Annotated in this window: 18 protein-coding genes and 5 pseudogenes; 14 read left to right on the top strand and 9 right to left on the bottom strand. The window is 60.1% G+C overall.

Annotated elements, in window-relative coordinates; translation table 11 throughout:
* Positions 1-94: 94 nt before the first annotated feature.
* Positions 95-391 (bottom strand): hypothetical protein, encoded by a 297-nt coding sequence (locus tag S58_RS38325; protein ID WP_162472349.1) that lies wholly within the window; start codon positions 389-391, stop codon positions 95-97.
* Between the two features lie 495 nt (positions 392-886).
* Positions 887-1051, bottom strand: a complete 165-nt coding sequence (locus S58_RS39395) for a hypothetical protein (RefSeq protein WP_015669092.1) — start codon at positions 1049-1051, stop codon at positions 887-889.
* 111 nt (positions 1052-1162) lie between these two features.
* On the opposite strand from S58_RS39395, the gene S58_RS29535 reads away from it, so the two are divergent.
* From S58_RS29535 to S58_RS37880, 7 genes and pseudogenes are all read left to right on the top strand, one after another.
* Positions 1163-3088, top strand: a complete 1926-nt coding sequence (locus S58_RS29535) for a patatin-like phospholipase family protein (RefSeq protein ID WP_160167617.1) — start codon at positions 1163-1165, stop codon at positions 3086-3088.
* Positions 3085-3315: a hypothetical protein gene (locus S58_RS29530; RefSeq protein WP_015669090.1), complete on the top strand. Its 231-nt coding sequence runs from the start codon at positions 3085-3087 to the stop codon at positions 3313-3315. The genes S58_RS29535 and S58_RS29530 overlap by 4 nt, the downstream gene beginning before the upstream one ends.
* Before the next feature lie 64 nt (positions 3316-3379).
* Positions 3380-5146 (top strand): RiPP maturation radical SAM C-methyltransferase, encoded by a 1767-nt coding sequence (locus S58_RS29525; RefSeq protein WP_015669089.1) that lies wholly within the window; start codon positions 3380-3382, stop codon positions 5144-5146.
* Positions 5147-5279: 133 nt separating this feature from the next.
* Positions 5280-5429, top strand: a pseudogene (locus S58_RS29520) (ATP-binding protein); the annotation flags it as partial.
* A 600-nt stretch (positions 5430-6029) separates the two neighbouring features.
* Positions 6030-7132, top strand: a protein-coding gene (locus S58_RS29510) for an IS3 family transposase (RefSeq protein ID WP_144058416.1) whose coding sequence is annotated in 2 segments (ribosomal slippage) — positions 6030-6291 and positions 6291-7132 — 1104 coding nt in all. Because the reading frame shifts where the segments join, the coding sequence is not laid out codon by codon here.
* A 338-nt stretch (positions 7133-7470) separates the two neighbouring features.
* Positions 7471-8007: a DUF4365 domain-containing protein gene (locus S58_RS35880; RefSeq protein WP_052351229.1), complete on the top strand. Its 537-nt coding sequence runs from the start codon at positions 7471-7473 to the stop codon at positions 8005-8007.
* Positions 8004-8984: a response regulator transcription factor gene (locus S58_RS37880; RefSeq protein ID WP_015669085.1), complete on the top strand. Its 981-nt coding sequence runs from the start codon at positions 8004-8006 to the stop codon at positions 8982-8984. Before S58_RS35880 ends, S58_RS37880 begins: the two co-directional genes overlap by 4 nt.
* A 236-nt stretch (positions 8985-9220) precedes the next feature.
* On the opposite strand, the pseudogene tnpC reads toward S58_RS37880, so the two are convergent.
* The 6 genes and pseudogenes from tnpC to S58_RS39495 form a co-directional block, all read right to left on the bottom strand.
* A pseudogene (tnpC, locus tag S58_RS29495) lies at positions 9221-10203 on the bottom strand (IS66 family transposase); the annotation flags it as partial.
* An 82-nt stretch (positions 10204-10285) separates the two neighbouring features.
* Positions 10286-10396: pseudogene (locus tag S58_RS39500) on the bottom strand (transposase domain-containing protein); the annotation flags it as partial.
* Between the two features lie 192 nt (positions 10397-10588).
* A complete protein-coding gene (gene tnpB, locus S58_RS36960) occupies positions 10589-10813 on the bottom strand; it encodes a transposase (RefSeq protein WP_244440832.1) in 225 nt (74 codons plus the stop codon).
* A 77-nt stretch (positions 10814-10890) separates the two neighbouring features.
* Positions 10891-11013, bottom strand: a complete 123-nt coding sequence (locus S58_RS39390; RefSeq protein ID WP_277996597.1) for a hypothetical protein — start codon at positions 11011-11013, stop codon at positions 10891-10893.
* Positions 11014-11229: 216 nt separating this feature from the next.
* On the bottom strand, positions 11230-11613 hold the full coding sequence (gene tnpA / locus S58_RS39205) for an IS66 family insertion sequence element accessory protein TnpA (protein WP_015669081.1): 384 nt from the start codon (positions 11611-11613) through the stop codon (positions 11230-11232).
* 86 nt (positions 11614-11699) lie between these two features.
* Positions 11700-11951 (bottom strand): annotated as a pseudogene (locus S58_RS39495) (hypothetical protein); the annotation flags it as partial.
* A 37-nt stretch (positions 11952-11988) separates the two neighbouring features.
* On the opposite strand from S58_RS39495, the pseudogene S58_RS29480 reads away from it, so the two are divergent.
* Positions 11989-13075 (top strand): annotated as a pseudogene (locus S58_RS29480) (IS110 family RNA-guided transposase).
* 686 nt (positions 13076-13761) lie between these two features.
* Here S58_RS29480 and S58_RS39200 read toward each other — a convergent pair.
* On the bottom strand, positions 13762-14190 hold the full coding sequence (locus tag S58_RS39200) for a hypothetical protein (RefSeq protein WP_244440661.1): 429 nt from the start codon (positions 14188-14190) through the stop codon (positions 13762-13764).
* A 20-nt stretch (positions 14191-14210) separates the two neighbouring features.
* Here S58_RS39200 and S58_RS39195 point away from each other — a divergent pair, with 20 nt between their 5' ends.
* From S58_RS39195 to S58_RS29455, 6 genes are all read left to right on the top strand, one after another.
* On the top strand, positions 14211-14489 hold the full coding sequence (locus S58_RS39195) for a hypothetical protein (RefSeq protein ID WP_015669077.1): 279 nt from the start codon (positions 14211-14213) through the stop codon (positions 14487-14489).
* Between the two features lie 60 nt (positions 14490-14549).
* Positions 14550-15200, top strand: a complete 651-nt coding sequence (locus S58_RS39190; protein WP_244440660.1) for a DUF3363 domain-containing protein — start codon at positions 14550-14552, stop codon at positions 15198-15200.
* Positions 15201-15376: 176 nt separating this feature from the next.
* Positions 15377-15640, top strand: coding sequence for a VirB8/TrbF family protein (locus S58_RS39490; protein ID WP_377812015.1), 264 nt, complete (start codon positions 15377-15379; stop codon positions 15638-15640).
* A gap of 311 nt (positions 15641-15951) precedes the next feature.
* Positions 15952-17799: a tetratricopeptide repeat protein gene (locus tag S58_RS29465; protein ID WP_042340293.1), complete on the top strand. Its 1848-nt coding sequence runs from the start codon at positions 15952-15954 to the stop codon at positions 17797-17799.
* Between the two features lie 560 nt (positions 17800-18359).
* Entirely contained in the window at positions 18360-20486 is a 2127-nt protein-coding gene (locus S58_RS29460; protein WP_015669074.1) for a type I secretion system permease/ATPase, read from the top strand.
* The gene (locus tag S58_RS29455) at positions 20473-21927 is read left to right on the top strand and encodes an HlyD family type I secretion periplasmic adaptor subunit (protein ID WP_015669073.1); all 1455 of its coding nucleotides are present in this window, start codon (positions 20473-20475) and stop codon (positions 21925-21927) included. The genes S58_RS29460 and S58_RS29455 overlap by 14 nt, the downstream gene beginning before the upstream one ends.
* Positions 21928-21968: the final 41 nt, after the last annotated feature.

The raw sequence follows: 21968 nt of genomic DNA, 5'->3' as shown, positions 1-21968 counted from the left end.
CGTGGTCCGATGTCATGAAATTGCCATTGGTGGAATGGCCGTGGAAGTTACGGGCAAATCATATGCCTCAATCAACGGGTCCTAGGTTTGAGCCTTATGCACCCACCAAGAACAATCTATGGTTGAGTTGATGCGGGGCCTGAATTGCAGGCTCAGGCATGTCGGCATGTCGCTCGAGGTCTTGCTGAATACCTACGGTCACCATCATCCGGACTATCTGTCCGACGCTGTCGAGAAGATCGCGAAGCGCGATTCCGCGCCCAGGCAAATGCTGACGGCGTCTGGGACGGTGATTGCCTTGCACCGCCGAAGTAGGAATGAATGCCTCGCTGTCCTGAGCGCCGCGAACGGCTGATATCGCGTCGATATTTTCTTGTGTGATGCTGGTCATGCGGCCTCGGCCGCGTGGCTTGCCTGATCGTAGCTCATCTGCTGCGTCAGCGATGCTGTCGCTGGGCAGGGCAGCGCCCTGCGGCCAAGCGTTCTCTTACATCGTCGAGCCTTACCCCTGCTGGCGTGAGCCAGTGGATGGTAAGCCGTGCGGCTTCCACACAAAAAGGTGCACGTATCTGGTGCGGCGAGGCAGCAGCGGCAAAATTAGAGCAAGCGAGCCATTGAAATTGCTGGTGGGCCCGGCAGGACTCGAACCTGCAACCAGACCGTTATGAGCGGGCCTGCTTGCTAGAAGGTCTTGGAAAACATTGACGCTTTTCGTGGCGTCGGCTCACTAGCTTCCACGTTCGTTCACGGTGTAGCGGTGGTCAATCGGTGGTTCGAATGCTCCCGGACGCTGGCCGAAAAGCGGCGGATCGTCGCTGAGGCGATAGCGGTGCGCGGCAAGTCTCGGCCACCGCCCGGCCGTATGGCTTGTCGACTGGTCAGTTGTTCACCAAGCCGCGCGGCCGGGGTGCTCGCCAAGGGATAGAACCCCACAGGACGGATCTGTGTCCATGTGCGCGACGATCGTCCATTCGGCGGCCCCGATCCGCCAGCGGCGGCGTTCTTCTACTCGCGTGATCGCGCCGGCGAGCACGCCGAGCGTCACCTGCACGGCTAGACGCCTCCAGCAGAGCCCACTTGTAAATTCCAGTATAAATTGTAGGCTTCAAAACTACTATTTTAGTCATGGCCCTAGCAGATGGCTCCAAGTCGAAATGGTCCATTGGATGTTCAGATCGCCCTGCAGGGCGGAGGCGCCAAGCTATTTTCTCTCCTCGTCGCAATGCGGGAAGTCGAGCGCCTTGAAGGAAGGATCAAAGAACCCGTCCCTACCAAGGACGGTTCAGCGTCGTTGCCTGCGCAGGCGTTGGAGCCGCCCAAGATCAGGGTAACTCATATTGCTGGCACATCTGCCGGAGCGATTGTTGCCGCTCTCTATGCCGCAAGAGTTCCAATGGACGATGTCCTCCGCAGATTGGCAGAGATGACTATCGACGAACTGCTTCCTCATTATCAAAGCAAATCGAAAATCAGGCGCGCCGCTTCCAGAATTCTGGATTTGGTGGTTCGGGCCTTGCTCTGGTTGCCGTCCGACACTAAGAAGCTTCTCAATCAGCTCAACGTAAATCTGGGAAATGCGCTGCTCGGAGATCCAATCTACAGCACGGAAGGCCTCAAAACTCAGCTGATACGGCTCTTCAATGAATCGTCCCAGATCCGCTTTGAAGATAATGAGCGGAATAAGAGCGAGGAAACGCTTCCCAAATGGGGAAGCTTCAAGGACGTCTGTTTCGATCGCTTTGGTTCGGATGGTTCTGTGCCTCTTTCAGTCATCAGAACCGAACTCCGCACGCGGAAACCTCATACTGCGAATTCTTACGACAACCTAATCAACTTTCTAGCCGATTCTGCGGCAATCCCGTTCGTGTTCCGGAACGTAAACGAGACGAACTGGGACTTATTGGATGGAGGCATTTGCGCGAACTTGCCTTCCCAGTTCCTGTACGGCGTGCGTCGAATAGCAATCGGATTTGCATCGCCAAGTCCAACCGACCGGGAATCGAAATGGACAAGACCACTCGACCTGCTGGATGCGGCTATTGACTATTCCGTCGACCGATCCGTTGAGCTGATTGGCGAAGAGAACTGTTGTCGTTTGGCAAGCCAGCTCTCTACGTTCGATTTCTTCGAAGTTGTTGGCAAGGGGACCAAGCGCAAGTTCGACGAAGAGCAGCATATAGTAAGACAGACGCGACAATTCCTGGATCGATTCATAGCGAGAGCGACCGCGGAGAGCTGGCTCGGAGGCGATCAATGGAAATTTGCGTATAGGAGCGATTGTGTTGCGCAGCGTAGCGCACTCGCTTCAACCGCGCTGCGAAATGCATTGCTGAAGATTGGCTCTCTTACGCCATCCAAGTTTCCGCAGAAGAAGATCTTTCAAGTGTACGTATTGGACCTTGAAGGGGATAACGGCTCCGGAGCATTTACCTCGGAAATGATCGATGAGCGAGTCCTTGAGATCTCCGATCATATCACGACCTTCAAAATGACTGTGGCTTATCCCCAGGACGCATTGATCACTCATCATTCTTTCGTTGGCACGATAGGATCCGAGGATAGAAAGCTGGATCACAGTCCCTGTTTAGACGAGGAGTCGCAACGGGCAGACAACGGCGATATCAAGCGCGTGGTCCTCCTGGATCTTGCGCAGATTCATGCAGTGAGAGAAAGCTACAATCAGCGTCCGGGATGCGACGGCACCCCAGTTGATGATGTTTGCGTAAGAAGAACGTTATCTGCGCAAGGGCTCATCAGGAGCCTGTTCGATGCAGCGACCGATGGTGAGGAGTTTGGAATAGACCTGAGGCGCGTTTCGTCCGAGCGCGTCGATGTCACGATTGAGGTTCATCTTCCTGATCGATATCTCAACTTGAGCCGAACCGGGAAGCTTGGAGAGTACGGCCGCGGAGAGATAGATCGGCTTCATTCTTCCGAGCTTGTTGGCAAAGGTGTCGAACCCAAGCGAAAGGAGTACAGTTGCGTGCGTTACCAGGCTAGCGGGGTGCTCACGCAAAAGACGCGGATGGTGGGCTTTAAACTATTGCTGAATGAGCTCAGCCTGGAGTGTGACGGAGCGCGCACATGAAAAATCGAACAGCGGCACAATTTGCAATGCTTCTCAACGAAAACGCGGAGCTGAGACGTGCGTTTTTGTCGGATGCGATCGATGTGCTCAAGAGCAGTGGATACGATGTGGATCCAGTCGTGCAAGGTGAGTTAAAGCGCTTGTTGTCTGATGCGGCATCTGCTGATGGTATTCCGGCGACGGCGGGTTTATTGGGCGTGATCACCGAAAAGCCGCGCAGTGACTAAGATGCCGGGTGGCAGCCGAGTTTAAGGCGGGTTCACATCGTCTCGTCAAGCAGGGGGGGGCGGCATGTTCGCCGATAGTGCTTCAGCGCGTGCCTTGAGGGTGCTTCTGGTTGTTCCGCCCTATGCTCCTCTTGAAATGCCATCCCTTGGGTTGCACTCGCTCCAGTCCGTAGGCCGCGCGTTAGGTCATGATGTTTCGATCTTGTATTCCAACGTTCAGTTTGCATCGCGCGTGGGTATCTCCACCTATCGAGAAGCTGCGAGGATAGCGCCCGAACTGATTTCTCGTGAGTTGTTCGGGCCGTTGGTGTTTGTTGAAGATGACTTTGCCTTGCCGACAGGCGATAACACTGTGAAACAGGCCGCGGCGCTCATCGAGCGCTCCCGCCAGGGGCTCGCCTCAATCTTTGACGAGCTGACACTACTCATTGCAGATCAATCGTTCGACGTAGTTGGGTGCACGACGACCTTCGACCAGACCCTTGCTGCTCTTGCGATTCTGAAGCATGCAAAGCGGCTTCGACCGAACCTCGTGACCATCCTGGGCGGAGCGAATTGTGAAGGACAGATGGCGGCAGCTATCGAGCAGATAGCGCCGGCGGCCGACTTCATATTTTCAGGGGAAGCAGAGAAAAGCTTTGCGGCGTTCCTGGAAGGAATGGCCCGCGGAGTTATGCCTCGCTCTACTGTAGTCGAGAGCATACCAATAGCCAATTTGGACGAACTCCCCTGCCCGGACTATAGCGATTACTTTGGCCAAGTTACCGACAAGCTGTCGGAAGAGTTTCGCGCGGGTTGTTGGATCTCATACGAGACCAGTCGCGGATGTTGGTGGGGCGAGAAACATCATTGTTCGTTCTGCGGCCTGAATGGAAAGGTCATGAATTTCAGGTTGAAGTCGGCAAACAAAGTCGCCGCGGAACTGGAGCGTTTGTCGGGAACGTGGAAGGTCGACAAGATTTGCATGACCGACAATATCGCTTCACTTCAGCATCACCACGACCTGTTTCCGTTGCTCGGCAAGATGGAGCGATCCCTCGACATTTTCTTTGAGCTCAAGCCTACATCAAAGCTGGCCGACCTGGAGAGATTGGGCCGCGCGGGAGTCCGTACCGTTCAAATGGGGATCGAGACCCTATCAACGCGCTTGTTGCATCTCTTGAACAAAGGAGGTTCGGCTCGCCAGAACATATTGGCGTTACGCAATGCGCAGATATGCGGAGTCCAGGTAATCTGGAATTTCCTCCATCGTATCCCGAAAGAAGAGGAGGCTGATTACGAGCGCATGATCCGCTTGATCCCTGCCATCGTGCATCTCGAGCCCCCGCGTGCGGTTATCGCGGTATCCATAGATCGCTTCAGTCCGTTCTTTGATCAGCCTGCCAGCTACGGCATTACAAACATGAGACCCAAGAGCTTCTATGCCGGGACATATCCAGCTCGAGCCGACTTGATGAACCTCGCTTATCATTTCGACGGCGATTACCCAGCGTGTGATGAAGCTGCGTCAGGTGTTTTGGGGCGTATCTTTGCAGAGATCGATCGGTGGAGAAAATGTTGGGACGGCCCGGAACGCCCACGGCTCATGATAATTCCGCTTGAGGAGGAATTTATGCTCATTGACACGCGTCAACAAGGCAATGCGGTGTTTCTTCCATTGAACCGTGCTGAGGCGCGGTTTGCCCTCCTCGGTCGAGAAGAGAATAATAGGGCCCGTGATTTTTGCGTGGACCACGGGCTGGTTATAGAAATTGACGGCAGTCTTGTGCCGGTTGCGGTCGCCGACAGCGTGACAACGGCAAGGCTGGAAGCCTCCGTGATGGACGGATAAGCAATCGTCCATGGGGGACTCCTCGGAGTGCTGGCACGATGCGGTTCAAGCACGAAGCTGTTGCGGCACCAGCATTCTCATTTTTGGACCGCGCTTCTGAGTTGTTGCTGGGCCGTGCATTGTGGGCGCAGACGTCGCCAGCCAGCTTCCCGTCGACCAGTGGCTGATCGGCGATCCCACTTATGCCGACGCCGTCCGCTATCGCCTGGTCCATAACGCCCACCGGATCGACCTCAAGGGCGAGAGCCCGAAGCGGACCCGCAAGCCCGGCCGCAAGGCCTAAGCCAGTGGCGCTGTGGAGCCGCTGCGCTTGGACAACGCCGACGGCGTTGCCGGCATGCCCAGCAGAAGCAGCAATACAAGAAAGCAAGAACAACGAGTCGCGATTCAGGATTGACCCCGCGGCTTTGCCGACGGCAGAAAACAGACGGTTAGAAGGCCTCCGCCCGGGGCATCAAATCGGAATGGTGGGCGAGATCATCTCGGAATCCTGGGCGAGATCAAATCCGACCCTCCGGGCGAGATCGTCGGAGTGGGCGGGCCCGCCGACTTCGCGGAGCCAACCGCGATCAAGCGTGATGAAATCGCAGCCCACGAATTGTTAGCTGAACGAGATGCTGCGCGCGCGATCCCTTCCAGCGGCGGAGCACGCGCGTTCCGCCCACTTGAAGGATGTCGTGAGCCGTTTTGAAATCCTCTAGCAAAGCTGGGCCCGTCTCGCCGCGATGACGATGCAGCTTATGTTCGTGGTGAGCTGCCACCGAAGTTTCATCCAGCAGCGTTTAGAGTCCGGGTGGGTTGTGATCTGAGGCCGGAAAACTGGACCATTTTTGGCTAGAGTCTTGCGCTGCCGAATCCCCTCGGCTGGGAGGAGCGGAAGACGATGAAAGCCTCGAAGTTTTCGGACGCCCAGAAGGCGTTCATTCTGAAGCAGGGCAATGACGGCGTGCCGGTCGCCGAGATCTGCCGCAAGGCCGGGATCAGCCAGGCGACCTATTTCAATTGGAAGAAGAAGTATGACGGGCTGCTGCCGACCGAGATGCGGCGGCTGAAGCAGCTCGAGGACGAGAACGGCAAGCTGAGGAAGCTGGTCGCTGATCTGTCGCTCGACAAGGAGATGCTGCAGGACGTGATCCGCCGAAAGCTGTAAAGCCTGGTCGGAAGCGCAAGCTCGTCGACGAGGTCTGTGGCGAGTGGCAGGTATCGATCCGCAGGGCCTGCGACGCCCTCGAATTCGACAGGTCGACCTACCACTACAGATCCCGTCGCTCCGACCAGGCCGCCCTCGAACAACGGATCAGGGAGATCTGTCAGGTTCGCGTCCGCTACGGTTATCGCCGCATTCACGTCGTGCTTCGTCGCGAAGGATGGCGCCACGGGCAGAACAAGACGCGGCGGGTCTATCGCGAATTGGGCCTGCAATTACGCAACAAGTCGCCGAAGCGCCGGGTCAAGGCCAAGCTGCGGGACGATCGCAGGCCGGCGACGCGATCGAACGAGACCTGGGCGATGGACTTCGTCCACGATCAGTTGGCAACCGGACGTAAGCTTCGGGTGCTCACGATCGTCGACATCTTCTCCCGATTCTCGCCAGCGCTGACACCGCGGTTCACTTTCCGCGGCACCGATGTCGTGGAGATACTGGAAGGAGTCTGCAATGAAGTGGGATTCCCGGCGACGATCCGCGTCGATCAAGGCACCGAGTTCGTGTCGCGTGATCTCGACGTCTGGGCCTATCAGCGCGGCGTCACGCTGGACTTCTCCAGGCCCGGCAAGCCGACGGACAATGCTTTCATCGAGGCGTTCAACGGACGCTTCCGGGAGGAATGTCTCAATGCCCATTGGTTCCTGACGCTTGCGGATGCCGAGGAAAAAGTGGAGACTTGGCGCAGGTACTACAACGAAGAACGGCCGCACGGCGCGATCGGCAACAAACCGCCGATTTTGCTGCAAAACCACGATGGCGCAACCAGCCCGCCACCGTGATCTGGGGCGCAAAACTCTAGTTCTGGGTGGTCCAAAGTTCGGTCTCACTGCAAGAAGCGCAAAACTCTAGTTCTGGGTGGTCCAAACTTCGGCCTCACTACACGTCAGGCCGGACTCTAAATCGTTCTGGAGGAAATGCTTAGGGGCAGGGCATCAGTACGAACTATACTTAGCTGTTCTGTCGCGATGGATTAGTCTCCCGTACGAAGCCTCGGAGAGCATGCAAGGTGAGCTTGTTCGCGGCTCTTACTTGCTAGCAGAAAATCAATATTTCAGACAATTGGTGCGGCCAACGCCTTGAAGTCGCTCATTTCACGCGATAAAATTAGACTTGTTTGATGTATCTGACACTTGAGAGTTTGACTATGAATTTGCCTGCATCTCATTTGATTGATGAATTGGCGGCCAGCTTTATTCAGGCAACGGCTGCGGTTGCGGGCTGCACCATCTCTGTGCAGCGAAAGGATTACGGTATCGATGTTACGTTGAGAGGGGTTGAGAAGTCCGACTCTGGGTATTTCGAGACCGGCTTTCCAGTCGATCTTCAGATCAAGGCGACTACGACCGCCAAATTCCAGAATGATGCGGTGATATTCGACCTCAAAGTAAGCAACTACGATAAGATCGCGCGACGGAAGCCTCGATCAGCTCCATATTATCTCGTCTTGGTTTGCTTCGAAACGGCGCAAGAAGGATGGTGTCGAATATCGGATCAAGATCTCACGCTAGGAGCGAGAGCTTATTGGTGGTCGACCGACACGGCGAAGCCGGAGAATAGATCTTCGGCGCGGATCAGAATTCCTATTGATCAGCGCCTGAATAGGGAGGCAATTGAGAGGATGATCACGGCTGCGGAAGCGAGGTATGTCTCGTGATAGAGGTCGACCAGGCGGCGAGCTTGGCATCTGATCTGGATGCGAGAAGAGTTGTTCAGTATTTGCGCAGAACAGGTTGGAGCGTTGACAACTCAAAAATTGAGGGGGTGGTAATTGCATCGAGGCAAGTGAGTGGTGCTGCAAGATCAATTCGATTTCCGATCCCGATCGACGGCGGCTTCGGGGATCAAGCAGACCGCATCGCGGATGCCCTTCGAACACTTTCTGCTATCGAGCGTCGACCCGTTAGCAGAATTGCTGTCGACATTGCGGGAATAAGTGATGAGGAAGATAGCCTCTTCCACAGTGCTGAGCGTGAATCGGTTGGTAGCGCGTCGCGCGTGATCTTTCTTCTGGCGATGGAGAAGAGCGCGCGAGATAGCCTTTCGGGATTCCTTTTCAGTCTGGGGTATGATGTGCGCAGCTTCAGGGAAGAAGCGGAACTACTGGACGCGTTCAGGCGCAAAGCCCCTGCCTGTATCGTTATCGCGTCCCATCATTCGGGCGAACCCGGGAGCCAAATTGTTCGACAGCTCCGCGAAGCTAATTTTCCTTCTCCAGTTATCACGCTTTCAGATGCAGTGGGATCGATTGAAGCGATAGTAACCTTCCGCCGTTGGGCGCGCCCCTATATCCACATTTTTTCTTCTGACGAGAGAATGGAGAGCAAGCTTGAGCGCGCGATCGAGTCCGTCGTGCATGGAAGCGCTGGCCAGCGGCATTCGGTGCCTCAGGGTGAGCTTCTTACCCAGCGCGAAAAGGAGGTTCTCATGGAGTTGGCGAGCGGTCGAAGCAACAAAGCGATTGCAAGCGCCTTGGTTATGGCAGAACGTACCGTCAAGTTGCACGTTAAAAACGTGCTCAGAAAGCTGCACGCAAAAAATAGAACTGAGGCAGCTTGGTTTGGAAATGTACTCAGGTGGGAAAAGACTACGGCGGATGAACTAATGCAGGACAACGGCCGGAGTTCTGATTAGATATCTTAGCTTATCAGTCAACTAATCTCCAGAAGGTCGGCGGCGGGATGACCCGGCGACTAATTGAAGTCACTTCAGTTGACCCGAAATTCTGCCCAGCCAGATTGCGAGTGAGCTGTCGCTGGGCGCGGCAACATTCACGTGTAGTGAGCGACTATGGTAGAGCAGCCGCGGTCGCAGCTGTGTTCTTACTGTGCTGCCGGCTGATCTTTGAGCGTCCGGTCGCTGCACATCCATCAGGTCTTGACATGATAATTCAGCGTCCAGCTCCACGGCAGAAATTCCTCGAGGCGATTGACGGGATGTCTGTCGACCAACTGCTGCAGGACATCCGGAGGTAAGCATAGGGCTCGATGTCGTTCAGCTTGCATGTGGTGATCAGAGAGCTGATCACTGCCCATCGATGGCCGCCGCCGTCGCTCCTGGCGAACAGGTGGTTCTTGCGGGCGAGGGTGATAGGGCGGATCGCGCGTTCGACCGAATTGGTGTGGAGTTCGACGCGGCCATCGTTCAGGAAGCGCGTTAGGTCGTGCCAGCACGAGAGCGCATAGCGGATCGCTTCGGCGAGCATGCTGCGTCCGGAGACCAGGTGGAGCTGCGCATCGAGCCAGGCGTTCAGCGCGTCGACAATTGGCTTGGCGAACGCCCTGCGATTGGCCGCGGATACGCGCCTCGATCGCATAGAGTTGGCCGATCCGGCGCAGGGCTTCTGTTGCGACGGGACACGCGGTGGCTTCGGCCACATCGTAGAACTTGCGTCGCGAGTGGCTCCAACACGCTGCGAGCGTGATGCCCTCCTTGTCGGCCAGCTGTTCGAAGCCGGCGTATCCGTCGATATGCAGGATCCCTTTGAAGGCGGCAAGATGTGCGACAGGTCGCTCCGCCTTGCGATCCTGAGCGAGCAGGTAGATTGCCGCCGGAGGGTCGGCGCCGCTCCAGGGCCGTTGCTCGCACGCGTACACCCAGAGCCGTCCCGTCTTGGTTCGTCCGCGGCCGCTAGCGAGCATCGGGATCGGCGTGTCACGAGCAGCGGCGGCGTCGCCAGGCCACCGGCGATCGATCGTTCCGGCGCGCCGGCTTGCACCACGGTGTTGCAGGCTCGGCAGGCGTAATTTAGGACGGGTCGTACACACAACGCGAAGCTGGGCAGCACCCAATCCAGCGTCTCGCTGATGCTCTCGCCGATCAGATGAAGAGCACCGCCACAGCAGCTGCAGACCCGGTCCTGAACGTCGAGCAGAACGTCTTCGTGGCAGACGATCGGGCAGCGCACGACGTCGCGGCGGAGATTCGGCATCCGGTGTGACCTTCGGTTGCGCTTCTTCGGCGCGGCCAATGTCGCCGTCGAGATCCTGCAGACCGAATGCAAGCTGGTCGGGATCGATGCGCTCGGAGCTGCGGCCGAACTGCATTCGCTGCAGCTTTTTGATGATGGACTTGAGACGCTCGATCTCGGTGTCGCGATGGTCGATCGCAGCAGCAATGTCGCGCACCAGGCGCTGCAGAAGCTCAGGATCGGTGAGATCGAGCTGCATGTCCAATGGTGCTCGAACACGCTGATTCGTAGAAGAATCGCAACTCAGTTCAGCACCAGTGTTTGCGGATCATCCCGCAATCGCAGTCTTCCATACGCGTTCTGGCGCGCGCCTGTCGATGCCTTCGATCAGCATCGCGAGCTGCGCCGGCGTGAGAGTGATCGAGCCATCATAGCCGCCATAACCGCGGCCACACGAAGCCGCCCTGGTCGATGCGTTGAACAGACAAAGCCCGTTTCCGTCCCAGAACACGACCTTCAAGATCGATGCCTTCTTGCCGCGGAAGGGAAACAGATAACCGGAGAACGGATCCTCCTTCAGCGTTTCCTGGACCGCATCGCAAGGCCGTCCGTGCCCTTGCGCATGTCGGTTTAGCCGAGTGCCAGGTGCACCTTCACGTCTGCATCTCCGCTTTCGATCTGCGCCCGCACCTCATCCGGATCGCTGCCACCGGGAGCGAAGACACGCCGTCCATCATGGAGGTCGATGGCCATCATGTCCTCCGGTGGACGCACGAGATCGCGCAGGGCGCGTGCGGCGGGCATGTCGTCGGGCAGCACAACACGGGCGAGCTTGGAGCGCTTCTTTTGCGCGATGCCGAACTGCGCGCGCCAGCGGAACAGCAGCCCGGTGACGATCCCATTCTTGCGGGCGACGGCCGAGACCTTGGCGCCCGGCAGCTCGGTCTCCCTGGCAATTGCGAGCTTCTCCTAGTCGCTGAAGAAGCGCCGGGTAGGCATTTTGGGCGCGGCCGGATCGCCGATCTCGGCGGCCGTCAAGCGGCTTTCGGGCTGTGAGTTCCTGGCACCAGTGCTAACGGCGGGACGGGCGGAGGGATGAAGATGGTCGCGCCAGTCGATCGTCACCTCGCCGGCGGCCAGTCGGTCGCGCCATTTGCGCAGCGAATGCGGCGACAGCTGCATCGCCGCGGAGTAGGCGCGGAGCTCCATTCCACTCCAGTTTAGTGCCTCGACATGCATCGCCCAGAATGCCTGAGACGCCCGGTTGCGCACATCCGAGGTGACCGTGAACCTGCGCTGCTTCTGCTTTCGGAGCGCCTTTTCTCGCTCTTCCCGGGCGCGCTCGCGGCGCAATTCCGTCTATAATTCTCAAGCTTAAGCGCAGTCTCGTTGCCGGCCAGCCGCTTCAGCCAACGCCGTAGCGTGTTCTCGGTCAGACGTTGTTGCTGGCAGTATCTGCGGATCCCGAGACCGCTCCGACGCCACGTTTCGATGTGGAGCGACCACCATTCGCGGCGCGCTTTGTTCTCGAAATGTTTAGATTCTCCAAAGCAGCAGAGAGTCCGAAATGGAACGACAACACACGAGGGGAAGGTGTGCAGAGACCGGACGGTTACCAGGCGACGTTCCAGGGCCAGTGCCGTCCGTAATCGGCCTGACCGTCCAGCTGCTAACGCGACAGCGGCGGCCATGCAGAATGAGCGCTCTCACCAACACAGGAGGCGCGCCATGGAGTTCTTCTGCGGACTGGATGTCGGCATGGATCAGACCGCGATTGCGTGGTCGACGACAAGGGCGGCGTGCTGCTGGAGGTCGCGGCGATGACCGACCGGGACGCCATCAAGGGCGCACTGTCGCCCTATCTCGACCGGCTGCGGCGGGTCGGCCACGAGGCCGGCGCGCTGTCGCCGTGGCTGCATGGCGAATTGCTCCGTCGCGGCCTGCCGGCGATCTGTCTGGAGACCCAGCACGTGCGCGCCGCGCTGCATGCCAGCGCAACAAGACCGACCGTGCGGACGCGCTCGGGATCGCGCACATCATGCGCACCGGCTGGTTCCGGCGCGCGCACATCAAGACCGCGCCGTGCTACCGGCTGCGCCTGCTGCTGACGCATCGACGCAATCTCAAGCGCAAATTCCTCGATCTCAAGAACGCGATCCGGCACTCCTTGAAGGCGTTCGGCATCCGGCTCAACCGCGTCGGCCGCGGCGCCTTTGCGCAGGCCGTGCGCGACGCGGTGGCCGGCGACGCGCTGATCAGCGAGCTGATCGATGCCATGCTCTATGCCCGTGCGGCGCTGTGGAAGGAGTACTGTCGGCTGCATGGCCTGGTCGTCAAGCTGGTCGCCGGACACGAGCTGTGCCGGCCCTTCATGCAGATTCCAGGCGTCGGGCCGATCGCCGCGCTGAGCTTCATGACGGCGATCGACGATCCGTCGCGCTTTCGGCTTTCACGCGATGTCGCGGCGTATTTTGGCCTGACGTCGCGGCGCTGGCAGTCGGGCACCTCGATCGATGTGCAGGGGCCGATCAGCAAGGCGGGCGACGCCGATGTGCGGCGCGCGCTCTACGAGGCGGCGAGCGCGCTGCTGACGCGCTTCAAGCGTCGTGACAAGGTCAAGACCTGGGGACTGGCGGTTGCCAAGCGCTCTGGATGCCGCAAGGCGGTGGTCGCGGTGGCGCGCAAACTGGCGGTGATCATGCACGCGATGTGGTGCGACGGCACGGCGTATTGCGGCGATCAGGCCGTCAGCACCGCCGACGCGGCCGCGCATGCCAAGCGCAAGGATCGCAGGCTGCTGGGAGCGCTGGCGTGAATGGTAGCAACAGCCCGGCAGCAACGAACAGGCGTCGCGGACGACGCGCGAAGTGATGGAGCTCCGCTGTCAGCGGATGAGGACCGGTGCAGATCCAAGACGACGGAACGCACGCTATCTTGCCTGCGAGGCGGTGTCCGAAGGGACGGCGCGATCGCGCAAAATTGCCTGTGACGTGGCTCCGTCAGACCGATGGAAAATTGCGCCGCGACGGCTATGCTGCTGCCATCGTGCAGGAGCGCCACGCCGTCTCTGAGCGCGGAAAGCTGCACGGCGCACTGGGACTCCTCGCTGTCAACGAGCTGCAGATCAGGCTGCGCTGCAGACGTGTTTTTGACGATGAAGATGGAGAGCACCGATGGCGAAAGCGACGAAGACGATCGTGGCAGAGAGGCAAAACACCCGGCCGATTAAAGCGGCAAGATAAAAGCGGCTCGCCGGTTGAATGCCAAGCCATTGACATGGCTCGCGTTCAGCCGTGCCGGTCGGTCGGAGCGCGTGCCGCGCTCGGTGTTTTCAATAGCGAAATCAATGTTGTTTTCGGCACTCTAGCTGTTAACCCCGTCGTGGGGCGCCATGTATGAGCACCAGTGAGCGCGAGTTCCATATCCGCCCGGGCCGCGTTCGTCAGGCACGTGGCACGAAGGCCGAGAGCTTCATCAACCGCGCGCTGCGAATGCAGCGGGTCATGTCGTACCGTTGTCGGTGATCAATGGACGCCATGCGGTGCGCGCTCGTTCAGCCTCCGGCCGAAGCCGGCCCAGCTTCAGCGGTGAGCGTCTGTTCGCCTCCGTGCGCCGCGTCACGGTCAACGCGCGATTGCAAGCGTAAGGGCGGGCGTTTCGCTCGGCGCCTTGGCGACGCATCTCGCCTACCTCAAGCGGGACGGGGTCGCCCGCGATGGCGAGCCGGCGCGGATGTTTGATGCGGCAGGCGATCATGCGGATGAGGTTGGGTTCGAGGCGCGGGGTAGGGGTGACCGGCGTCATTTTCGTTTCATCGTCTCGCCCGAGGGCGCCGCTGACATTGTGAATCTCAAAGCGTTCACCTGCGATCTGGTCCGGGAGATGGAAGCCGATCTCTCGACGCGTCTGGAGTGGATCGCGGTCGACCACTGGAAGAAGGATACCTGCACGTGCATGTGCTGGTCCGCGGCGTCGACGAGACGGGCGCGAGTCTCGTCATCTCCCGGAACTCCATCAGCCGCGGCCTGCGTTCTCGCGCCGAGGAGCTGGTTGCGCTCAAGCTCGGTCCGAAGTCTGAGCACGAGATCCGCAGCTCGCTCGAGAAGGAGATCACGGCCGATCGCTGGACGCGGCTCGACCGCGAGATCCGGATGGCCGCTAACGAGATCGGTGCCATCGATCTCTATCGAGACGTGGCGCGGCGGCGGATACCGAAGTCGTTGGCCTGATGCGCGGGCGTCTGCAGTATTTGGAGCGCCTGGGCTCGCGACCGCAGCCGGCCCGAACGAATGGATGGTCGAGCTCGTGGCCGAGCGGAAGATGCGGGAGCCCGGCGCACGCGCCAACATTATTGGGCGTTCACCGTCCGAAGGGAGGAGTGGGCCGTCTCGGATTACTCCATTGAGGGTTTTGAGGCTACCTCGCCGATCCTCGGCCGGTTCGTCGACCGTGGGCTGCATGACGAACTGACGGACGAGGCCGACGCAGTAATCGACGGCGTCGATGGCCGGGCGCACCATGTCCCCTTTCGCGGGGTCGAAGCCTTCGCGCAGGCGTCGCCGGCCGGTGGCATCGTCGACGTCCGCCGCTTCGGCGGGTGGACGAGGCGTGGCCCACCTTGGTGCTGGCAACGGCTCCGACCTCAGCCTTGCAGACAAGCGAAGGGGGAGGGCGCGACCTGGCTCGATCATCGGCTAGTCGAGAGGAGCCCATGCCGCTCGCCCACGGCGGCTTCGGAGCCGAGACGGCACGTTCAGCGGATCGTCGTTCAGCGGGATCTCCTGAAGACGCTGCGACGGCGGGAGCTCCGGGCCGTCGACGCCAAGGTTGTCGGCCGAGCTCAATCTCCCACATCTACCCTTTGCGGCGGGTGCGCCGGTCGCAGGGGACCTACTGCCAGCGGCTCATGCTTGCCTCAGGTCGGCTTGCCTGATGGATAGCGGCCTCGGCTTCCTTCTTCTCGTGACGTGGTCGCGCGAGATCGCACCGCCTCGGCAAGTCAGTCACGGGCCTCTCGGGCTCGCTGCCATCTTTGTTCCTGCGCTGATCTGGCAATCGATGCGCGGTACCCTTGGGTGGTCGAGGTGCGGGTCGCAAGCTCGGCGAGGTCCTGCGCGTGGCACCGGCCATTGCCGATCACACGCCGACGGACCCGCAAATTGCCTTCCATCTTGCACGCTTCATCGAAGACCTAAGAGGCCTGCCGGCCGACGGCATCGTGCTTCGTCAGAACTGGCTGCGCGCGTGTGACTTCACGACTGAACTTGGGGCTGCCGCGCTCAATGATTCCGCCCGGTGGAACGATCTCTTCACGCGGCTCGGCAGGACTCAGGTCTCGGATCGAGCGGCGCTAAGAGAAGGGCTCGCTGAGTGTGACTGAACGCTGGACTGCGATCCTCAGCATTTTGTTCACGATGCCCGACAATGCGGACGGCTGCGCAGGAACCCGCTCGGCGTCTACATGCCATCCTGGCCGAAGGATCGGCTTGAATACAGAGCATCGGATACGTCGCACCGCTGACGGGATATCTCCTCCGTTACTCATTTCAATTAATGGTCTAGCTTATCACGACATTCGACGTTAGAATTACAACCATTGCGTGTTGGCGCGCACTCCGAGATAGAATTTTGACTTTTCAACCAGAGTGAGAATCACCTATTCTGAAATTGCAGCTGGAGCAACTTGCAACAATGAACCGTCGAGAGCGTCGGGCTTCGCATACGAAGGCGCAGCCCAAACCTATTCAGCCCGATGGTGCTGCGATTTTGTATGAATCAGCTTTGCGTGAGATCGCGAGTGGCCGCCACGCAGATGCCGAGGGGTGTTGCCACCTGGCGCTCGCGATCGATGGAGGGCACGCGCCGACACTCAACTTGCTGGGCATTCTCGCGCTGGAGGCACGGCAATACGATGCTGCTCTACAATGGGTGTCCCGCGCGATCCAGCAGGATGGTCAGCCGCAATACTTCTTGAGTCTTGGCACCGTGCTGCAGGTTCAGGGACGCTCAGATGAGGTGATCAAGGTATTCGATAAGGCGAGAGCGCTCGGTCTCGAAAGCGCGGATTTGTGGATGCTGAGGGGGAACGCTCTTGTTCAACTGCAGCAGCTCGCCGACGCTGTATCGAGCTTCCAACGCGTGCTGGAACTGAACCCCCAGAATTGGGATGCCGCAAACCAGTGCGGCATTACGCTTCAACGGTTGGGACGGATCGAGGAAGCGCTCGCATATCTCGACCTGAGCGACGCTTTACGGCCCAACCATGTGCCGACTCTCATGATGCGTGGTGCGCTTCTGAATGCCCTGAAGCGCTTCGACGAGGCTCTTTCGATCTGCCGGCGAGCCCACGACATAGAGCCGGGCAATTCCGATATTTGCGTCAAGACAGGCATTGTCTTGCGCACGATGCGCAGAGACGAAGAGGCGTTGGAATGGTTCGAGCTAGCTTTGGCTCTGCAACCTGGCTCCAGAGATGCGCTGCACGACAAGGCGGCTGTCCTGACGAAGCTTCGTCGATTCGACGAAGCGTTCGAGATCTACAGGCGGTTGAAGGACGTCCATCCGAGCGACGCTTTGGCTGATCTGGGAGCAGCTCATTTGAATCTCCTGTTGGGGAATTTCGACGCGGGCTGGTCGGGGCGAGAGGCTCGTTGGAATTTACCGAGTTCCTATCCCCGGTTTCAGCAACCGATGTGGCAGGGCGAGGACGACATCGCGGGAAAGACCATTATCATCGCAGCCGACGAAGGGCTGGGCGATACGATCCAGTTTGCCCGCTACGTGCCGATGGTCGCAGCGCTGGGCGCCCGCGTCATTCTTGCCGTCCAAAAGTCGTTGCTTTCCCTATTATCAAATACGCCCGGAATTTCGCAGTGTATTCGGATTTCGGAGGCCACCGACCTAGCCGCTGTTGATTTCCATTGCCCGATCATGAGCCTTCCGTTCGCGTTTCGAACGGTGTTGGGGACGATTCCTGCACCCGTCTCTTATTTGCCGGCGCCTAATCCGGAACGGATCCAATTCTGGGAGGAGCGTCTCGGTGCGCATGAAAAACTGCGTGTCGGCTTGGTCTGGTCAGGCAACCCAAATCATCTGGACGACCACAATCGCTCCATTCCGTTGCGCACGTTCTCCCAGCTGCTCGGCGAAGAAGCGGCGTTCGTCAGTCTGCAGAAGGAGCCCAAGGCCGAAGACAAGGCTGCGCTGCAGGAGGCGAGCCAGATCTTGGACCTGACGAGACAACTCACCGATTTCGCGGACACGGCCGCGCTGATCTCATGCCTGGATCTCGTCGTCACGGTCGATACCAGTGTCGCCCATCTCGCCGGCGCGCTTGGTCGTCCTACCTGGACGCTTCTGTCGTACACGCCGGATTATCGCTGGTTGCTCGACCGTGACGACAGCGTTTGGTACCCGACGATGCGACTTTTCCGGCAGCGCGAGAGACGCGACTGGGCCGAAGTGGTCGAGCAGGTCAGAGCGGCTCTTCACGAGGTGATCGCCCGGAGGACGTTATCCTCCGATGATCCCGAGCGATGAAATGGCGCGGCCCGTGGGTCATTTTTCGCCACGAGAAGGACGGATGACAACTCTCTCTCGACCACTTACGGGTGCGAGATCCGGCCGCATCGCAGCTGTCTATCGATCGTCTCAAGTGTTGCACTGTTAGGCCGCATTGCTCACCGATCTATAGCCGATAGGGGCGGGATCGGCGCGGGCTCGTCAATGGATGCACGGTCAATGTTAGATCTGTGCTAGTGCGGACGGGCTAGCACGCTCGTTTCCTACATCTGTGCGGCCGGCACCGCACGATGGCCCTGATCGAATTCCAAGCCGAGCGGCACATTCACAACTGTCATCTGAATTTTGACGACGAGAGCAGACAACCGACGGAAACTGCGAGAATTAGTCTGCATCACAGTCGGGAGAGTGGGTGCTAGCCATGGGTCACTTTGAGTGATCTTTGCAATCAGTAGGCAGTTGGTTTGTTGCTGATTTGAAACATCGGTAAAATTACGGACGCACAACCCAGCTCGATCTTGCCAGCCAATAGCCTCCTGTGCACCATATCCTCGCACAACTATCGGTAGTTTGGGGCAATGGACGCGGGGCAGAGGGATACGGGGCTCGACTGCCTGACATTGCTGCTGCGGTTTCATCAGGTCGCTATCGATCCGGCGCAGATTGCACATCAGCTGGCGGGAGAGCCGGTCGGCGTGACCGAGATGCTTCGCTGCGCCAAGCAGCTGAAGCTGAAAGCGCGGGCGGTCCAGCAGACGTGGGATGGGCTCGCCAAGCTACCGCTGCCGGCGATCGTGGCGCGGTTGGATGGCTCATTCGTCATATTAGGACAGGTCACGTTCGAAGCTGCGCTGATCCAGGATCCGCTCGTCCACCGGCCGCAAAGCCTCAAGCGCGCCGAGTTCGAATCCAATTGGACCGGCATGGTGGTGCTGATGGCGCGCCGCGCCTCGCTCACCGATCTCGCGCGGCGCTTCGACATCACCTGGTTCCTGCAGGCGATGCACAAATATCGCCGGCTGCTCGGCGAGGTGCTGCTAGCCTCGTTCTTCCTGCAGCTGTTCGGCCTGGTGACGCCGCTGTTCTTCCAGGTCGTCACCGACAAGGTGCTGACCCATCGCGGCTACACCACGCTCGACGTACTGGTGTTCGGACTCGTCACCGTGACCATCTTCGAGACGGTGCTGGGCGGGCTTCGAACCTACGTCTTCTCGCACACCACCAACCGTATCGATGTTGAGCTCGGCGCGCGGCTGTTCCGCCATCTGGTGGCGCTGCCGATCGCCTATTTCGAGGCGCGGCGGGCCGGTGATTCGGTGGCGCGGGTGCGCGAGCTGGAGAACATCAGGAACTTCATCACCAGCTCGGCGCTGACCCTGGTCATCGACCTCGCCTTCACCTTCGTGTTTCTGGGCGTGATGTTCTACTACTCGCCGTTCCTCTCCTGGATCGTGGTCGGCTCGTTCCCGTTCTATATCGCGCTGTCGGCCGGTGTGACGCCGATCTTCAAGAAGCGGCTCGATGTCAAGTTCGATCGCGGCGCCGAGAACCAGGCGTTCCTGGTCGAGACCGTGACCGCGATCCAGACCTTGAAGGCGATGGCGATCGAGCCGCAGATGCAGCGGCGCTGGGAGGAGCAGCTCGCCGGCTATGTCGGCGCCAGCTTCGATGTGCTGTCGCTCGGCAATTGGGCCAGCCAGTCGGTGCAGTTCATCAGCAAGATCGTCACCGCGCTGACCTTGTATTTCGGCGCGCATCTGGTGATCGCGGGAGACTTGAGCGTCGGCGAACTGATCGCCTTCAACATGCTGGCCGGGCGCGTGGCGCAGCCGGTGCTGCGGCTGGCGCAGCTGTGGCAGGATTTTCATCAGGCGCGGCTGTCGGTGGCCCGGCTCGGCGACATTCTCAACACGACGCCGGAGCCCGCCCTCAATCCTGGTCGTGCGGCGCTGCCGCCGGTACGCGGCGAGGTCGTGTTCGATCACGTCGATTTCCGCTACCGCGTCGATGGTCCGCTGGCACTGCACGATGTCAGCCTGAAGGTGCCGGTCGGCCAAGTGGTCGGCATCGTCGGCCCCTCCGGCTCCGGCAAGTCGACGCTGACCAAGCTGATCCAGCGGCTCTATGTCCCTGAGGGCGGGCGCATCCTGATCGACGGCGTCGATCTCACGGTGGCCGACGTCACCTGGCTGCGGCGGCAGATCGGCGCGGTGCTGCAGGAGAACGTGCTGTTCAACCGCTCGATCCGCGACAACATCGCGCTCGCCGATCCCGGCATGGCGATGGAGCGGGTGATCCAGGCTGCCGAGCTCGCCGGCGCCCATGAGTTCATTCTCGGCCTGCCAGACGGCTACGACACCATGGTCGGCGAGCGCGGCGCGAGCCTCTCCGGCGGACAGCGCCAGCGCATCGCGATTGCGCGTGCGCTGGTCACCAATCCGCGCATCCTCATCTTCGACGAGGCCACCTCGGCGCTCGACTATGAGAGCGAGAACATCGTCCAGCGCAACATGCGCAAGATCTGCGCCGGGCGCACCGTGTTCATCATTGCGCACCGGCTGTCGGCGGTGCGCAATGCCGACCGCATCCTCACCATCGAGAATGGGCGCCTGGTCGAGGACGGCACCCATGAAGAACTGATCAAGCGTGCCGGGCGCTATGCCAGCTTGCACCAGATTCAGGCGGGGCTCCATGTCGTCGGCTGAGGCGAAGCGCCAGGACAACGCGCTGATCTCGCTCGACGCGCGACGGGGTCGCCGCAACGATGCGCGCGAGTTTCTGCCCGCGGCACTGGAGATCGTGGAGACGCCGGCCTCGCCCGGGGGCCGGGCTGTCGCCGCCACCATCATGCTGTTCTTCATTATCGCAATCGGCTGGTCGATCGTGGGCCATGTCGACATCATTGCTTCGGCGCAGGGCAAGATCGTGCCGACCGGACGCACCAAGACGATCCAGCCGCTGGAGGCGGGCGTCGTCGCCGCGATCCATGTCCAGGATGGCGACAAGGTTCATGCCGGCGATCTGCTGGTTGAACTCGACCGCACCGTGACAGCCGCCGAGCGCCGTCGCGTGGCGCAAGGTCTGATGCAGGCGAGGCTCGATGCAGCGCGGCTCGGCGTGCTCCGCGACAGCTTTGCTGACCTCGCCGAGCTGCGGCCGTTCAACGTGCCTGAGGGCGCAGCGCCCACGGATATCGCGCGCACCCGCGCCGCCTTGCAGGCCCAGGCTGCCGAGCAGCTGTCGAAGCTCGCCTCCAACCTGCAGCAGATCGCGCAGAAGCGCGCCGAGGCGCAGTCGGTCGAGGCCGCGATCGCCAAGATCGATGCTACTTTGCCGTTCCTGCAGGAGACCGCCGACATCCGTCGCAACGCCAAGGAGATCCAGTACGGCAACCAGATCGCCTTCATCGATGCGCAGCCGCGGCTGATCGACCAGCAGAGCGAGCGCATCGTGCAGACACGGCGCCTGGTCGAGATCGAGGCCGCGCGGCTGGCGCTGGAGCAGCAGCTCGCGCAGACGCGCTCCGGCTTCGAGCGCCAGGTGCTGTCGGATCTCACCGACGCCGAGAAAAAGGCCGACGAACTGACCCAGGACCTCGTCAAGGCCGAGCGCAAGATCGCCGAGCAGGTGCTGCGCGCCCCGATCGACGGCACGGTGCAGCAGCTCGCGCTGCACACCGTCGGCGGCGCCGTCACACCGGCGCAACAACTGATGCTCATCGTGCCCGCCGACAGCCAGCTCGAGACTGAGGTCATGATCTCCAACCGCGACATCGGCTTCGTCAATGTCGGCCAGTCCGCCGAGATCAAGATCGACACCTTCAACTTCACCCGCTACGGCCTCGTCCACGGCAAGGTGCTGAGCGTCTCGCAGGACTCGATCGTCCGCGAGAAGCCGGCTGACAAGCAAAATGGCGGTAAGCCCGCCGGCGCCCTCGCCGAGACCAGCGAGCCGGCCGGGCAAGAGTTCATCTACTCGGCGCGGGTGTCGTTGGACGAGAAGCAGATGCAGGTCGAGGACAAGATGGTCGCGCTCGCGCCCGGCATGGCGGTGACAGTGGAGATAAAGACGGGGACGCGGCGGATCATCGAATATGTGATGTCGCCGCTGCTTAGATACAAATCCGAGAGTCTTCGCGAGCGGTGAAACTAATCCGCGAGGACGGCTACAAGTCTCCGCCGACTTCT

Origin of the sequence: Bradyrhizobium oligotrophicum S58, assembly GCF_000344805.1 — a bacterium.
Lineage (GTDB): Bacteria > Pseudomonadota > Alphaproteobacteria > Rhizobiales > Xanthobacteraceae > Bradyrhizobium > Bradyrhizobium oligotrophicum.
This window is presented reverse-complemented; position numbering and strand designations above follow the sequence as displayed.